This window comes from Serratia sp. CY55921, from assembly GCF_052167655.1.
GTDB classification, from domain to species: Bacteria; Pseudomonadota; Gammaproteobacteria; order Enterobacterales; family Enterobacteriaceae; genus Serratia; species Serratia ureilytica.
On record NZ_JBJNMU010000005.1, the window covers coordinates 37,899 to 52,052 of the forward strand.

At 57.6% G+C, this 14,154-nt stretch carries 15 protein-coding genes and 1 pseudogene; 4 read left to right on the top strand and 12 right to left on the bottom strand.

Annotated features, from left to right (window positions below):
• Nucleotides 1-41: 41 nt before the first annotated feature.
• Nucleotides 42-446: an NUDIX hydrolase gene (locus tag ACJ8M3_RS19635; RefSeq protein ID WP_033645151.1), complete on the bottom strand. Its 405-nt coding sequence runs from the start codon at nucleotides 444-446 to the stop codon at nucleotides 42-44.
• Between the two features lie 235 nt (nucleotides 447-681).
• On the opposite strand from ACJ8M3_RS19635, the gene ACJ8M3_RS19640 reads away from it, so the two are divergent.
• A complete protein-coding gene (locus tag ACJ8M3_RS19640; RefSeq protein ID WP_033636524.1) occupies nucleotides 682-2,019 on the top strand; it encodes an NCS2 family permease in 1,338 nt (445 codons plus the stop codon).
• Nucleotides 2,020-2,054: 35 nt separating this feature from the next.
• On the opposite strand, the gene ACJ8M3_RS19645 is transcribed toward ACJ8M3_RS19640, so the two are convergent.
• The 4 genes and pseudogenes from ACJ8M3_RS19645 to ACJ8M3_RS19660 all read right to left on the bottom strand — a co-directional run bounded on the left by ACJ8M3_RS19645 (nucleotide 2,055) and on the right by ACJ8M3_RS19660 (nucleotide 5,014).
• Entirely contained in the window at nucleotides 2,055-3,107 is a 1,053-nt protein-coding gene (locus ACJ8M3_RS19645) for a hypothetical protein (protein ID WP_033645149.1), read from the bottom strand.
• Nucleotides 3,108-3,183: 76 nt separating this feature from the next.
• Nucleotides 3,184-3,750: an NADPH-dependent FMN reductase gene (locus ACJ8M3_RS19650; protein ID WP_033645148.1), complete on the bottom strand. Its 567-nt coding sequence runs from the start codon at nucleotides 3,748-3,750 to the stop codon at nucleotides 3,184-3,186.
• 161 nt (nucleotides 3,751-3,911) lie between these two features.
• The gene (locus ACJ8M3_RS19655; RefSeq protein ID WP_033645147.1) at nucleotides 3,912-4,637 is read right to left on the bottom strand and encodes a 4'-phosphopantetheinyl transferase family protein; all 726 of its coding nucleotides are present in this window, start codon (nucleotides 4,635-4,637) and stop codon (nucleotides 3,912-3,914) included.
• Between the two features lie 275 nt (nucleotides 4,638-4,912).
• Nucleotides 4,913-5,014 (bottom strand): annotated as a pseudogene (locus ACJ8M3_RS19660).
• 193 nt (nucleotides 5,015-5,207) lie between these two features.
• Between ACJ8M3_RS19660 and ACJ8M3_RS19665 the strand changes: the two are divergent.
• Nucleotides 5,208-6,101 carry a hypothetical protein gene (locus tag ACJ8M3_RS19665; RefSeq protein WP_197845372.1) on the top strand — a complete coding sequence of 298 codons (894 nt, stop codon included), beginning with the start codon at nucleotides 5,208-5,210 and terminating at the stop codon, nucleotides 6,099-6,101.
• 25 nt (nucleotides 6,102-6,126) lie between these two features.
• Here ACJ8M3_RS19665 and ACJ8M3_RS19670 read toward each other — a convergent pair whose 3' ends face one another.
• Nucleotides 6,127-6,273: a hypothetical protein gene (locus ACJ8M3_RS19670; protein ID WP_226772979.1), complete on the bottom strand. Its 147-nt coding sequence runs from the start codon at nucleotides 6,271-6,273 to the stop codon at nucleotides 6,127-6,129.
• Here ACJ8M3_RS19670 and ACJ8M3_RS19675 point away from each other — a divergent pair.
• Complete coding sequence (locus tag ACJ8M3_RS19675) at nucleotides 6,260-7,279, top strand: threonine/serine transporter (RefSeq protein WP_226772977.1); 1,020 nt, start codon at nucleotides 6,260-6,262, stop codon at nucleotides 7,277-7,279. The two genes, ACJ8M3_RS19670 and ACJ8M3_RS19675, sit on opposite strands and share 14 nt — an antisense overlap.
• 10 nt (nucleotides 7,280-7,289) lie before the next feature.
• On the opposite strand, the gene ACJ8M3_RS19680 is transcribed toward ACJ8M3_RS19675, so the two are convergent.
• The 6 genes from ACJ8M3_RS19680 to rpmH form a co-directional block, all read right to left on the bottom strand.
• Nucleotides 7,290-8,090 carry an MBL fold metallo-hydrolase gene (locus ACJ8M3_RS19680; RefSeq protein WP_016929603.1) on the bottom strand — a complete coding sequence of 267 codons (801 nt, stop codon included), beginning with the start codon at nucleotides 8,088-8,090 and terminating at the stop codon, nucleotides 7,290-7,292.
• Between the two features lie 147 nt (nucleotides 8,091-8,237).
• A complete protein-coding gene (mnmE, locus tag ACJ8M3_RS19685) occupies nucleotides 8,238-9,602 on the bottom strand; it encodes a tRNA uridine-5-carboxymethylaminomethyl(34) synthesis GTPase MnmE (protein ID WP_004933873.1) in 1,365 nt (454 codons plus the stop codon).
• A 96-nt stretch (nucleotides 9,603-9,698) separates the two neighbouring features.
• Entirely contained in the window at nucleotides 9,699-11,336 is a 1,638-nt protein-coding gene (yidC, locus tag ACJ8M3_RS19690) for a membrane protein insertase YidC (RefSeq protein WP_033645144.1), read from the bottom strand.
• 2 nt (nucleotides 11,337-11,338) lie between these two features.
• Entirely contained in the window at nucleotides 11,339-11,596 is a 258-nt protein-coding gene (gene yidD, locus ACJ8M3_RS19695; RefSeq protein ID WP_004933881.1) for a membrane protein insertion efficiency factor YidD, read from the bottom strand.
• Nucleotides 11,560-11,919, bottom strand: a complete 360-nt coding sequence (gene rnpA, locus ACJ8M3_RS19700) for a ribonuclease P protein component (protein ID WP_004933883.1) — start codon at nucleotides 11,917-11,919, stop codon at nucleotides 11,560-11,562. The genes yidD and rnpA overlap by 37 nt, the downstream gene beginning before the upstream one ends.
• A gap of 17 nt (nucleotides 11,920-11,936) precedes the next feature.
• Nucleotides 11,937-12,077 (bottom strand): 50S ribosomal protein L34, encoded by a 141-nt coding sequence (gene rpmH, locus ACJ8M3_RS19705; protein ID WP_000831330.1) that lies wholly within the window; start codon nucleotides 12,075-12,077, stop codon nucleotides 11,937-11,939.
• Nucleotides 12,078-12,759: 682 nt separating this feature from the next.
• Here rpmH and dnaA point away from each other — a divergent pair.
• The gene (gene dnaA / locus ACJ8M3_RS19710; protein ID WP_004933889.1) at nucleotides 12,760-14,154 is read left to right on the top strand and encodes a chromosomal replication initiator protein DnaA; all 1,395 of its coding nucleotides are present in this window, start codon (nucleotides 12,760-12,762) and stop codon (nucleotides 14,152-14,154) included.

Genomic DNA, 14,154 nt, shown 5'->3' on the forward strand with positions numbered 1-14,154 from the left:
ACAGGTTCCTTCGGGTTAACGCCGCTGAGGCCGCTCAGCGATCACTTGATCAGGCTACGCGCCTTGAGATCGTGCAAAATCAGCGCGGCGACGTGTGAACACTGCGGCAGATCGCGGCTGTCGCACCACTTCAGCTCGGCGATTTCGGCGGCCGGCTGCAACTGCCCGGTAAAGTCGGCCTGGTAGCAACGAATGCGCACCTGAGTGCCGTCCTGCTTGCCGTCCGCCGGGCCGGTGAACTCGCCGTAAAACGCGATGGATTGCGGCTGCAGCGCAACGGTCAGCTCTTCGTCGATTTCGCGGCACAGCGCCTGCTCATCGGTTTCACCCGCTTCGCGCTTTCCGCCCGGTACATAAAACAGCGTCTTGTTGTGCGAGCGCACCAGCGCCACTTTGTCATCTTTCAGCGCGATCAACGCGAGCTTATCGATAAAGGTCGAAGACATGCGGGTTCCTGTTTTTTTAGCGGGTAGGGTAAGAGATGCGATAGGCCATTTTATCGGCCGTGTCGGCAAACGGCAACGCGGCGGGCTGTGATGGAGAATGAATGCCTGTAAATACAAGCCGTTGACGCGTTTAGCCGTAAAGACGGCGAAAAAAACCTGTGACCGGCGTCAAAAGCCCCATTTTTTGTTATAGGATAGCCGGCGACTGTCCATTCCCATTTTCGGAATTCTGATAATGACCAAACCAGTATCTGGCCTTGACGCTGAGCAAGGCTTGCTTGGGCGTGTGTTTAAACTCAAGCAACATGGCACGACGGCGCGTACGGAAACGATTGCCGGTATCACCACTTTCCTCACCATGGTGTATATCGTGTTCGTTAACCCGCAAATTTTGGGCGCGGCGGGCATGGATACCCAGGCGGTATTTGTCACCACCTGTTTGATCGCCGCCTTCGGAAGCATCTTTATGGGCCTGCTGGCGAACCTGCCGGTGGCGTTGGCGCCGGCGATGGGCCTGAACGCCTTCTTCGCCTTCGTGGTGGTCGGCGCGATGGGCATCTCCTGGCAGGTGGGCATGGGCGCCATCTTCTGGGGCGCGGTCGGCCTGCTGCTGCTGACCATTTTCCGTATTCGCTATTGGATGATCGCCAATATTCCGGTCAGCCTGCGGGTCGGCATTACCAGCGGCATCGGTTTGTTCATCGGCATGATGGGGCTGAAAAACGCCGGCATCGTGGTGGCCAACCCGGACACGCTGGTGACCATCGGCAGCCTGACCTCGCACAACGTGCTGCTGGGCGCGCTCGGCTTCTTCATCATCGCCGTGCTCTCTTCACGTAACTTCCACGCGGCGGTGCTGGTGTCGATCGTGGTCACCACCCTGATCGGCTGGATGCTGGGCGATGTGAAATACGGTGGCTTGTTCTCCCTGCCGCCAAGCATCACCTCGGTGGTGGGCCAGGTCGACGTGGCCGGCGCGCTGAACATCGGGCTGGCCGGGATCATCTTCTCGTTCATGTTGGTGAACCTGTTCGACTCCTCCGGCACCCTGATCGGCGTCACCGATAAGGCCGGCTTGACCGACAACCAGGGCAAGTTCCCGCGTATGAAGCAGGCGCTGTACGTCGACAGCATCAGCTCGGTGGCCGGTTCGCTGGCGGGCACTTCTTCCGTAACCGCTTACATTGAAAGCTCATCCGGCGTCGCCGTGGGCGGCCGCACCGGTTTGACGGCGGTGGTCACCGGCCTGCTGTTCCTGCTGGTGATCTTCCTGTCGCCGCTGGCGGGTATGGTGCCGGCGTATGCCGCCGCCGGCGCGCTGATCTACGTCGGCGTGCTGATGACCTCCAGCCTGGCGCGGGTGAAATGGGACGATCTGACCGAAGCGGTACCGGCGTTTGTCACCGCGGTGATGATGCCGTTCAGCTTCTCGATCACCGAAGGCATTGCGCTCGGCTTTATCTCCTACTGCGTGATGAAGCTCGGCACCGGCCGCTGGCGTGAAATCAGCCCGTGCGTGGTGGTGGTGGCGCTGCTGTTTGTGCTGAAGATCGTCTTCGTCGACGGCCATTGACAGCCAAAGGGCCGACGTCCGTCGGCCCTGAAACCCTAGACTCCCGGCGTCGCATCCGGCGCCCGATCCAGCACCCATTGCAATGGCCGCCTGAAGCGCGCCTGCCAACTGCCGGCGGCATCCTCCCCTTGGGCGAAGTGCAGCGTCTGCACCTGATTATCCTCTCCGAACAGATTGGCGAAGTGCAATGCCAGCGCCTGCTCGCTGAAGTTCTGCCGATCGTAATACGCCATCACGATTTTCTTTTTCGCCGCCAGCGACTGCTGGGCCGGCTTGATCTCGCCGTTGGGGGCGATCAATAGCGCGCCGGCGTAAAACTGCGGGTACTTCGCGATCAGATTGGCGGCGTGCAGCGCACCCTGGCCGCGAGCGCTGAGATAAATCCGCTGGGGGTTCAGCTTTAACTGTGGAGCCAGCTGTTGCACCGTACGCTGAAGGGCGGCCTGGGTGCTTTCGTCGCTGTAATTCGACCAGCGGAAGCTGTTTTCCGACAACATCTGCGTGCCGTTGATCTCGATATAGGCCACGCCCATTTCGCCGAACAGCAGCCGTTCCTCGGGGCTGATGGCGGCGGCCTTGCCGTAGGTATGCAGGAAGATCACCGTTGGCCAACCTTCGGGCGGCGCTTCGCCGTCCGGTATCGCGTAGCTGGCTTTGCCTTCATAGCGGCGGGCGTGCTGCAGATAGCGCGCTTTGGTGGCGGCCAGAATGGATTGGTAGGTGGCGGAATGCTGGATGCTGTTGAAGGCGTCGTCCTCCAGCAGATTGTAGTAGTACCACAGGCCGCGATCGGCGCTCAGCTGCAGATAGCGCTCCGCCAGCTCGGTTTGCCCTTTCTCCGCCGACGATACCGCCAACTGGTAGGGGGCCCAGACGTTGCGGCCGTCTTCGCGCATCAGCGTCAGGTACAGCGACATGGCGCCCAGCTTTTTATCTTCCTGGTTTTGCGCGGATCGCGACAGTTGGGCGTTAAGCGCACTGTGCGCAGGCAGCTCCAGCGGCTCTTCACCGGCGGGATAACGCATGTCTGCGGCGAAAGCGGGACTGGTGATGGAAACGAAAAATAACGCTAAAATGAAAAAATACATGATGCTATGGCTTTAATTTCAATAAATTGGCGGACTTCATGTCCTGTTGCGGCGCCCTGCGGGCGCCGCGAGACCGTCATTCCACGCGGCGAATGAAATCGCTGAACGCGGACAGCTGGCCGGTCAGGAAATCCAACGTTCCCTGATCGCTCAGTTCACCGGCCTGTTCATCGACCTTGTTCTGGATCACGCCGCCCATAAACTCGGGCTTGTTCATCACCATCGCATCCAGGAACACCAGGATCTGGCGCAGGTGGTACTGGCAGCGCGCGCCGCCGATGGGCCCCATCGAGCTGGTTTGAATGGCCACCGGCTTGCCGGCCAGCGGTTGATTCGGCAAGCGAGACAACCAGTCGATGGCGTTTTTCAACCCGCCGGGCACGGAATAGTTGTATTCGGGGGTGACGATGATCACGCCGTCGGCCTGGCGGATCTGCTCTGCTATCGCTTCGACCGCGGCAGGGAAACCCTCACCCTGTTGCATGTCGGCGTCGTACAGCGGGATATCGCGGATGGAAGGCAGCGCTTCAATGGTGACACCCTGCGGAGCCAGGCCTGGCAGGGCGCGGGCCACCATGGCGTTGTAGGAGCCTTTGCGCAGGCTGCCGAGCAGAGTGACGATTTTTAAGGCTTGGTCTGACATGATGATTCTCCCTTTCGAATGAGCAGATTCAGCGGACAACATGGGCGAATAGTAGGCTAAAGCTCGGGTCGAGAATAGGCGATTGCTCAACATTTAGCTGTTTTTACAAATTACGGCAGAAATTCGTGCGGTAAAAACGGCTTTATCCGCCTTGCGCCACGTTAACCGGGCGTCTTCAGGCCCGTCAGTTTGACGAATCGCGAGGACGCCGCCGGGCTGCGTGGCGAGATTTCCCCGTCTTTGTGCAGGCCGCGGCGTTCTTCGTAGCGCCAGCACAGCAGGCGATCCAGCCCGGGGCTGCCGGCGCAGGCCCAGCTTAGGTATTCATCGGCGTCGCTCATCACCTGAACGTCCGGCGTGGCGCTGGAGCGCAGGTGCCCGGAGAACGGATGCAGACGCAGCGTAGACTGGCCGCTGTTGCCCAGGCCGGAAATTTTCAGCACGCTTTGCCGGATGCTCCACAGCTGAGTTTCCGCCTCCAGCCGATCGTCCTGCGCGCCGATCCAGGCACTTTCCGCCGGCGTCTGATGCGCGTGTTGCAGCGCGCTTTGCCGGGTGCCGCGCGCCCGCATCACTTCGATATCCAGTCCGACTTTGCCTTCGTCGCTGAGCAGCACGCCCACGGTGTTGCTGGCGTAGGCGAGGCTAAAATCGGGCAGCTGATGATCGGCGAAGCAGGGGCGGCCGGTCGGGGTGGTGGCTATAGGGGGAAGCGTCGGCAGGCCGTACAGGTAAAACATCATTTCGGCGAGCAGAATGCGCCCTTGCAGGTAACGCGTGCGGCGCTTAACGGAAAAGGTGCGGGTGGCGGCTATCACTTCGTCGGAGAGTCTCTGGGTATCCAGGACAGCGGAGGCCGGGGTCCATCGGGCAAAATGACACGCCATTGTTCACTCCATGACAGAGGGTCGCTAAGAACGCAGGGGTGTTAGATTAAGACTAAGTTGAGGATTTATCATCAAAAAACACTATGCGGATTATCCGATTTGTTGGCTTTTGCGCTGTGCAGGAGGGGATGGGGGCATGCAAGGCGAAGGTTATTCAGACCTCAAATCGCGTTGCGTAACGGGGTCGTGCATAAAATTAATCAGTTCCGAAGCCAGCCGCTTTCGAATCGACGGCGTCCAATGAACCCATAAAATATCGCCTGATAAGAAAAAGTTGGCGGAGAGAGCAGGATTCGAACCTACGACACGATGACTCGTGTGGATTTAAGAAACGGTTAGTTTCTTAAATCTGGCTTAAACCACTCGCCCACCTCTCCGCATTCGTTTGTTGGAAATATAAAACCACATAATAAAAATGGTTAAAATAACCTGAACTTGAAAATGTGAGCAAACCCACAAAAACCCTATTTATTGTGGGTGTTTATTAATTATCAGAGTCAGGTCACTAAATTTACATTAGCTATTGTTATAAAAAGTTGGCGTCATTGGCTACGAATAGGGAAGAAGGGTATGCCAGATCTCGAATTAATGCCGCTGCAAAGCGCCGATTTTTATAAGACAGCTGAACGTGTTGTTTTTAAAGAATATAAATGTAACTGCAAAAAAGGTTGGAAGGGTGAAGATCGCTTTATCGTCTACAAAGCCGATCAGAATGGGATCGCTGAGGTTATCAACAATGAGGTTTCAAATAACAACGTTGAAGACCTCATCGCGCTGGCATCGTCTTTTTTGACGGATAAGGTGGTGATTTCCGGTGGGCATACCGTGGTTAATTTGGACGATCGTTTTTCTGTCAGCAGTGAAGTGGAAAAGTCCGCGCGCTTCTGCATCGACTACATTGCCGAATCCATCAGACGGCTCAGTGTTCAGCCTGACTTCTTGATGGAAATAAATGATTTCTATATGGAAAAAAGTGATGGCAGCGAGATAGACGGCGCTAACGAATTCAGGAAGATGGCGACATCGCCGTACATTATTCCGGAAAAAATAAACGCCTACATTCTGGCGTCGAATCAACGTCATGGCATTGATATAAAAGCATTTTATGTCAGTGAGAAAAACATGGCGGATCGCTTTAAACGCCACATTAAAAACCGTATGGATAAAGAGGCGTATTTTCAGCGCCAAGACGGAAATGTGAAGATGACGGTGGGTGAACACGCGTTCGATATCATCAAGGAAAATAAACCGACCTGCGCGGCGGGAAATGCCGCGACGTTCAGGGCTATTCGGTATCGCATTTCCTCCAATAAAATCTTTGATAATTACACGTCGCATATTGGTGTTTTTCCGCTGTGTTCACGCGTCAACGTGCTTAACGGCTATCGTGCGGCCGCGACTTTTTACGATAACTTCGCCTTGCCTTCTTTACTGGTCTTCTTCGGCAAATCCTGTTTCGAATGACATTTTTGTGCCAGCTGGCTATGCGTCACGCATAGCCATGATGGTCGAGCATCATCATGAAAATCTCACACCTGTATTGGCCTGTCACTTTCTTCTCCACGGCATTCGGCGCCGGGATTTTCTTTTTGCCGCAGGCGGTGGGGCCAGGCGTGCTGGGGATGAACGTGTTCATGCTGTTTATCGTTATCGCCATGTCGGTATCGATGATGGCGCACTATCTTTTTTTCAAATTCATCATTTCGCACCCGGAGAAAGATTTCCTGGCGGCATCATCGACATTTATCGGCGAGCGGGCAGCGGCAATCGTCTGTGTGCTGTTTATTTTGTCGATGATTATTATCGTGCTGATAAATTTCATCACCTTGGTCAACGTCGTCGCGTCTTTTTTCCACAACGGATTCTGGGTCAGGGGCGGCATTTCGCTGTTGCTGAGTGCCGCGCTGTCGGCGGCATGGTTGGCGTTTAGTCAGCGAATCGAGCACCTGATTTCCAGAATGGCACTGGTTTCTATCGTACTGGTGGCGATCCTGGCGGTGTTTTTCCTGTTACAACCTGCGGGGGGGCAGCAGGCGGTGCAGGCGCCGCCTGGCATTTCATTGCAGACGTGGCTGCTGCTGCCGATTTTTCTTTTTACATTTAACTTTACCCCGTGCATCCAGCGCTTTGCGAAAAGCGCCTTACGACCGCAGGCGCGCAGTATTCTGTTTGGCAAGGTACTGATCATGGCGTTTATCGTCATGATCGTTATCGCCATCAGCCGTTTGCTGACGCTGGATGACATCTCAATCATTAACAGCCGCAATGTGGATGCGCTGTTTTATACCGCCGGTTTGACCGGCAACGCCACGGCGTGGTTAGGCGCTGCCCTGTTGCTGTGTTTACTGACCGGCGGCGCCTATATCGGCACGTTGACCGGCGTGATCGATGGCATTACGTCCTTCGGTGTGGCGGGCAAAAAGAGAATCATCGCAGGGAATATCGTTGTCTGTACGTTTATTGGCGCGATCAACCCGAGCATTATCAAGATCATCTCGGGCTGGTCGATACCCGTTATCGTGATGACCGTCTTTTTCATCCCATCACTGTATTTTTTGCTACGGGGCGACGGCAGGCAAAAGGGGATCGGCGTCGTCGTGCTGGGCTGCGGGATCGCGGTAATCGCAACGTTGTTGGTGTAAAGCGGCACGCTTAATCCAGCACCAGCCTATCGCCGGTGGCCGGCGCGATCCCTTCCGGCAGCCATAGCCGGCCCCAGGCGCCGGTACAGTGGCAGCCCATAATCTTTTCCGGCTGATGCTGGCGCAAAAAACGGCGGACGCGCCAGAGCGTGCGCGGGGAAGCGCAGCGCAGATGAAAACCGCCGATCAAGGCGTGGATCCTGTCGATTCCGGTGATTTGCTGGCAATGGCGCACGATATTGACGATCCCGCGGTGCCCGCAGCCGGTCACGATCACCAGACCGCGATCCGATTTGTAAATCAGCACCCCTTCGTCAATAACGTAATCTACCGCTGCGTTCTCCCCGGCGATCACCCCGTAGGCGCGGGGTGCGGGCACCGCGATTTCGCCTGACCACATAAAGCGATCGCCGATCGCCAGCGGCTCTCGGCTGTATTGCATGCGGTGGCGCGAGTAGTCGATATCCAAAGAGAGCTTTTTGATTTTCCGAGTGTGGCCCAGCACCTTCAGCGCCGCATAGCGCTCATCGCCGACCTGCGGGTGGCAGATGATACGGCTGTTGTCTGGCAGCCAGGCGACGCCGCCGCAGTGGTCATAGTGGCCGTGGGAGAGCACCGTCGCGGTGATACGGGAGAGATCGACACCCATCAGCGCCGCATTGCGCAGAAAGCTGTCGTCGGGGCCGGTATCGAACAGTATGGAGGTCGTATCATCCTCAATCAGCAGGCTTAACCCGGCCTTGGCCTGCAATAGCGGGTTGGCGCCGGCGGCGCGGCGGTTTTCCAGCAGTACCCTGAGGGTCAATGCCATGTTGACTCGTTCCTGAGAGAGATTCCTGACTGACCAGTATAGCGCGGGACGCTGCGGCGGCTCTGTGAGCCGGCGCGCAGAGCGAGAGCGGAAAAGAAAAACGGCCGGAACAAGGGCTTGTCCCGGCCGTGAAGGCGTCTGGCGGTGTTACTTGCCGATACAGAAGCTGGAGAAGATGCGGCCCAGCAGATCGTCGGAGGTGAATTCGCCGGTGATTTCGCTCAGGGCCAGCTGCGCCTGGCGCAGTTCCTCGGCCAGCAGCTCCCCCGCGTAAGCGCTCACTAACTGTTCTTTGCCCTGCACCAGGTGCTGCGCCGCCAGTTCCAGCGCCTGCAGGTGGCGGCGGCGCGCCAGGAAGCCGCCTTCCATGTTGCTGGTGAAGCCCATGCTCTGTTTAAGATGATCGCGCAGCACATCGACGCCTTCGCCGGTGCGGGCCGATAGGCGAATAAGTGAGTGGTTATTCACTTCCGTCAGACCCAGCGTTTCACCGGTGATGTCGGCTTTGTTGCGCACCACGGTGATAGGTAGCGTGCCAGGCAGGCGCGCCATAAACTCCGGCCAGATCTCCGCCGGCTCGGTGGCGGCGGTGGTGGTGCCGTCAACCATAAACAGCACCCTGTCGGCCTGTTCGATCTCGTTCCATGCACGTTCGATGCCGATGCGTTCCACTTCGTCGCTGGCGTCGCGTAGGCCGGCGGTGTCGATGATGTGCAGCGGCATGCCGTCGATATGGATGTGTTCGCGCAGAACGTCGCGGGTGGTGCCGGCGATATCGGTGACGATCGCCGCCTCGCGTCCTGCCAGCGCATTGAGCAGGCTCGATTTGCCGGCATTGGGGCGCCCGGCGATCACCACCTTCATCCCTTCGCGCAGCAGGCTGCCCTGGCGCGCTTCACCGCGCACGTTGTCCAGATCCGCCATCACGTCGTTGAGCTGCGCCTCGATTTTACCGTCGGACAGGAAGTCGATTTCCTCGTCCGGGAAGTCGATCGCCGCTTCCACATAGATTCGCAGGTGAGTGAGCGCTTCCACGAGCTGGTGGATGCGGGTGGAGAACGCGCCCTGCAGCGAGTTCATCGCCGAACGCGCCGCCTGCTCGGAGCTGGCGTCGATCAGATCGGCAATCGCTTCGGCCTGCGCCAGATCGAGTTTGTCGTTGAGAAACGCGCGCTCGGAGAACTCGCCCGGCCGCGCGATGCGCACGTCGGGCAGCGCCAGCACGCGCTTAAGCAGCAGATCGAGGATCACCGGCCCGCCGTGGCCCTGCAGTTCCAGCACGTCTTCGCCGGTAAAGGAGTTCGGCCCCGGGAACCACAGCGCGATGCCCTGATCGAGGGTGGCGCCCGTAGCGTCGCGGAACGGCAGATAGTCAGCGTAGCGCGGCTTCGGCAGCTTGCCGAGCAACGCCTGGGCGACGTCTTTGGCCTTGCTTCCGGAAATGCGCAGAATGCCGACGCCGCCGCGTCCCGGCGGGGTGGCTTGGGCTACGATGGTATCGGTGGTGCTCATAACGGTTCTCTCTGACGATTAAGATGCAAAAAGGCGGTCTAATGACCGCCTTTGGGGGGACTGCAAGGGTCGGCGCGCCGAACCCCTACAATACGCTTAGCTTTTTTTCTTGTCGCGGCTGTGCAGACCGCGTTTTTCCAGACCACGGTAAATCAGCTGCTGCTGCAGGATGGTCACCAGGTTGCTGACGATGTAGTACAGCACCAGACCGGACGGGAACCACAGGAAGAACACTGTGAAGATCACCGGCATGAAGGTCATGATTTTCTGCTGCATCGGGTCAGTCACGGTGGTCGGCGACATCTTCTGGATGAAGAACATCGTCACGCCCATCAGGATTGGCAGGATGTAGTACGGGTCTTGCGCCGACAGGTCATGGATCCACAGGGCGAACGGCGCGTGGCGCAGCTCGACCGAACCCATCAGCATGTAGTACAGCGCCAGGAAGATCGGCATCTGAATGATCAGCGGCAGGCAGCCGCCGAGCGGGTTGACTTTCTCCGCCTTGTACAGCGCCATCATCTCTTGGCTCATGCGCTGCTTGTCATCGCCGATGCGTTCGCGCATCGCCTGCAGCTTCGGCTGCAGCATGCGCATTTTCGCCATCGAGGTGTACTGCGCCTTGGTCAGCGGGTACATGATGCCGCGCACGATGAAGGTGATGATGATGATGGAGAAGCCCCAGTTGCCGATAAAGCCGTGGATGAACTTCAGCAGTTTGAACAGCGGCTGGGAGATGAACCACAGCCAGCCGTAATCCACGGTCAGGTCCAGGTGCGGCGCCAGTTGGGCCATCTGGTCCTGCAGCTCCGGGCCGACCCACAGGGTCGCGTTCAGCTGCTGCTGAGCGCCAGGCTGCACCACGACCGGGGTAGATTTGAAGCCGATGGTGGACAAGTTGTCACCCGGTTTGGCGGTGTAGAAGGTGTTGTCACCCTTGGTCGCCGGTACCCACGCGGTGGCGAAGTACTGCTGCAGCATGGCGACCCAACCGTCTTTGGTGGTGACGCTCAGGTTTTCGTCTTTGTCGAACGCGTATTTCTGGTACTTGTCCTCGCTGGACGAGTATGCCGCGCCGCGGAAGGTGTGCAACGCGAAGTTGCTGCTGCCGGTATCGCGGTGCTTAGGCAATTCGGTGGTCTGCTTCAGCTGGCCGAACAGGGTCAGCTCCAGCGGCGCCGCGCCTTTGTTGTCGATGCTGTAATCCACGCCGACCGCATAGTGGTTGCGTTTGAGCACGAAGGTCTTGGTGTAGACCGCGCCGTCTTTATCGGTGTAGGTCAGCGGGATGCGCAGCTCGTCCTGGCCTTCCGGCAGGGTGTAGCTGTCCTGCGCCGCTTGGTACAGCGGGCGTTCGCCGTTGGCCGGGTTGTCCGGGCCGTTTTTACCGGTCAGGCCGCTTTGCGCCTGATAGACGAACGACGGAGTGGTTTCCAGCAGTTGGAACGGAGTCGATGAACCCAGAGTTTCCGGGTAGGCCAACAGTTTAGCCTGCTCGATATCGCCACCACGGGTGTTGATGGTCAGTGACAGCACGTCGGTGTTCACGGTAATCAGCTTACCCTGACCACTGGCTGGCACGGCCTGGCTGGCGGCATCACCGGCTACTGCGTTCGAAGTCTGTTGCGTGGTCTGTGCGGCCGGCTGCGGAGCGTTGTCCGTTTGCCATGCCTGCCAGATCATGAAAGACACGAACAGCAGAGCGATGAGGAGAAGATTGCGTTGCGAATCCATCGTTAGTGTTCTCTGTTATCGTCGGTTTTTGGCGGCACCGGATCATCGCCACCTGGGTTCAAAGGGTGGCATTTTAATACGCGTTTCAATGCTAACCAACTGCCTTTTATCATGCCAAACCTGCTTAATGCCTCAATTGCGTAATGAGAGCATGTCGGCTGGAAGCGACAACGAGGCCCTAGCAGCGGGCTGATGACGAGCTGATAGGCCCGCACCAGCCCGATCAGGATGCGGGAGCCTGGCGACAGTGGCGACGCCATAATTTATCCAAAGCTTCCGTCAGCGCGCGGTTATCCAAATCCGCTATCCCCTTTTTGGCCACCACGACAAAATCCATCGCCGGTAATTCGTGCTGACGCAGGCGGAAGCTTTCGCGGGTTAGGCGTTTGATCCGATTACGCTCGTGCGCGCGTTTGACGTGTTTTTTGGCGACGGTAAGACCGATGCGGGGATGCCCCAGCTGGTTCAGGCGGCCGAGGATGGTGATTTGCGGCGTGCCAGCCCGTTGTGGCTGCTGGAAGACGAAAGTGAAATGAGTGGGAGTTAACAAACGTAACTCCCTGGGAAAAGCGAGCTTAACCACTCAGCGGGTTAGCTTTATTACTTAGAAACAGTCAGACGAGCACGGCCTTTCGCACGACGGCGGGCCAGAACTTGACGACCATTTTTGGTGGCCATACGAGCACGGAAACCGTGGCTACGGTTGCGCTTCAATACGGACGGTTGGAAAGTGCGTTTCATAGCGATTTCTACCTAAACTTAAAATAATTACTGATCAGTAAACGCGTTTGGCTACTCGGCGTGAAGATGACCGACGCCTCAATCGCAATACATAAAGAAGCGGGATTGTAATAATTGTACAGTCCTGAGTCAATTCGCATCGCGCCAGCCTACCTGGTTGTCTGCCAATAACGGAACAAAATCCGGTCTTGGCCCGTGGTCACCGCAGAATCCTGTCTGGCTAATGACGCACCATAAGGAACCAGGTATCACACGTAGGGCGAAGATTATACGGACTCGGGGTGAAATCGCAAGGATCCCCGTGAGATCCTTTGCGCGCGATCCCAGGATCCGGCGTGGATAACAGGGTATAACCGGTTGACAATGTAAAAAACGCGGCGCAGCGGCCGGGATCTGCACGGTCGTGCGGCCGCAGCGGTGAAAAGATCGCCGCCGGCCGCGGCCTGTGGATAAAATGGATCTAATCTGTGAGGAAGGGGAGGATCTCTTGCGCGGATTGCGCTATGATCCGTCATTCCGATCGCGATCCCTCATGCCGGGATCGTGAAGGACACAAACCGTGAAAGGCGGTTCGCATCCCCCACAGGCAAACAGCCGATGCCGGGTATGTGTCAAAAATCATGAGTTATAAAAAAGTTGCCCGTTTCTTTTCTTTATTGATCTTGTTCGAGTGGAGTCCGCCGTGTCACTTTCGCTTTGGCAGCAGTGTCTTGCCCGATTGCAGGATGAGTTACCTGCCACAGAATTTAGTATGTGGATTCGCCCATTGCAGGCGGAACTGAGTGACAACACCCTGGCGCTGTACGCGCCTAACCGTTTTGTGCTGGATTGGGTTCGCGATAAGTACTTAAACAATATCAATGGTCTGCTGAATGATTTCTGCGGCACGGATGCGCCTTTGCTGCGTTTTGAAGTCGGCAGCAAGCCGATCACGCAGGTGATCAGCCAGACCGTGACCGCCAGCGTCAGCAGCGCCCCTGCGGCCCCGGCGGCGCGCACGGCCGCGCCTTCGCGCCCGAGCTGGGACAACGCGGCGGCGCAGCCCGAGCTCTCTTACCGCTCCAACGTCAACCCCAAACACACCTTCGACAACTTCGTCGAGGGTAAGTCAAACCAGCTGGCGCGCGCGGCGGCTCGCCAGGTGGCGGACAATCCGGGCGGCGCCTACAACCCTTTGTTCCTGTATGGCGGCACCGGCCTGGGTAAAACTCACCTGCTGCACGCGGTCGGCAACGGCATCATGGCGCGCAAGGCCAACGCCAAAGTGGTCTACATGCACTCGGAACGCTTCGTACAAGACATGGTCAAAGCGTTGCAGAACAATGCCATCGAAGAGTTTAAGCGCTACTACCGTTCGGTCGACGCGTTGCTGATCGATGACATCCAATTCTTCGCCAACAAGGAGCGTTCGCAGGAAGAGTTCTTCCATACCTTTAACGCCCTGTTGGAAGGCAATCAGCAGATCATCCTGACTTCGGATCGCTACCCTAAAGAGATCAATGGGGTGGAAGATCGTCTGAAGTCCCGCTTCGGCTGGGGGCTGACGGTGGCGATCGAGCCGCCGGAGCTGGAAACCCGCGTGGCGATCCTGATGAAAAAGGCCGACGAAAACGACATTCGCCTGCCGGGCGAAGTGGCGTTCTTCATCGCCAAGCGCCTGCGTTCCAACGTGCGTGAGCTCGAAGGGGCGCTGAACCGCGTGATCGCCAACGCCAACTTTACCGGCCGGGCCATCACCATCGATTTCGTGCGCGAAGCGCTGCGCGATCTGTTGGCGCTGCAGGAAAAGCTGGTCACCATCGACAATATCCAAAAGACGGTGGCGGAGTATTACAAGATTAAAGTCGCGGATTTGCTGTCCAAGCGGCGTTCGCGATCCGTTGCCCGCCCGCGCCAGATGGCGATGGCGCTGGCGAAGGAACTCACCAACCACAGCCTGCCGGAAATCGGCGATGCGTTTGGTGGCCGCGACCATACCACGGTGTTGCACGCCTGCCGGAAGATCGAGCAGCTGCGTGAGGAAAGTCACGACATCAAAGAAGATTTCTCCAATTTAATCAGAACATTATCTTCATAG

What these genes read in the sequence shown, in the direction of transcription:
- ACJ8M3_RS19680 (WP_016929603.1), bottom strand. Translation starts at nt 8,090, where the DNA reads ATGGCATTGACCCTCAGGGTACTGCTGGAAAACCGCCGCGCCGCCGGC.
- ACJ8M3_RS19670 (WP_226772979.1), bottom strand. Translation starts at nt 6,273, where the DNA reads ATGAACACGTTCATCCCCAGCACGCCTGGCCCCACCGCCTGCGGCAAA.
- yidD (WP_004933881.1), bottom strand. Translation starts at nt 11,596, where the DNA reads ATGGCGTCGCCACTGTCGCCAGGCTCCCGCATCCTGATCGGGCTGGTG.
- ACJ8M3_RS19640 (WP_033636524.1), top strand. Translation starts at nt 682, where the DNA reads ATGACCAAACCAGTATCTGGCCTTGACGCTGAGCAAGGCTTGCTTGGG.
- ACJ8M3_RS19645 (WP_033645149.1), bottom strand. Translation starts at nt 3,107, where the DNA reads ATGTATTTTTTCATTTTAGCGTTATTTTTCGTTTCCATCACCAGTCCC.
- mnmE (WP_004933873.1), bottom strand. Translation starts at nt 9,602, where the DNA reads ATGAGCACCACCGATACCATCGTAGCCCAAGCCACCCCGCCGGGACGC.
- ACJ8M3_RS19675 (WP_226772977.1), top strand. Translation starts at nt 6,260, where the DNA reads ATGAACGTGTTCATGCTGTTTATCGTTATCGCCATGTCGGTATCGATG.
- ACJ8M3_RS19665 (WP_197845372.1), top strand. Translation starts at nt 5,208, where the DNA reads ATGCCAGATCTCGAATTAATGCCGCTGCAAAGCGCCGATTTTTATAAG.
- rpmH (WP_000831330.1), bottom strand. Translation starts at nt 12,077, where the DNA reads ATGAAACGCACTTTCCAACCGTCCGTATTGAAGCGCAACCGTAGCCAC.
- ACJ8M3_RS19655 (WP_033645147.1), bottom strand. Translation starts at nt 4,637, where the DNA reads ATGGCGTGTCATTTTGCCCGATGGACCCCGGCCTCCGCTGTCCTGGAT.
- ACJ8M3_RS19650 (WP_033645148.1), bottom strand. Translation starts at nt 3,750, where the DNA reads ATGTCAGACCAAGCCTTAAAAATCGTCACTCTGCTCGGCAGCCTGCGC.
- ACJ8M3_RS19635 (WP_033645151.1), bottom strand. Translation starts at nt 446, where the DNA reads ATGTCTTCGACCTTTATCGATAAGCTCGCGTTGATCGCGCTGAAAGAT.
- yidC (WP_033645144.1), bottom strand. Translation starts at nt 11,336, where the DNA reads ATGGATTCGCAACGCAATCTTCTCCTCATCGCTCTGCTGTTCGTGTCT.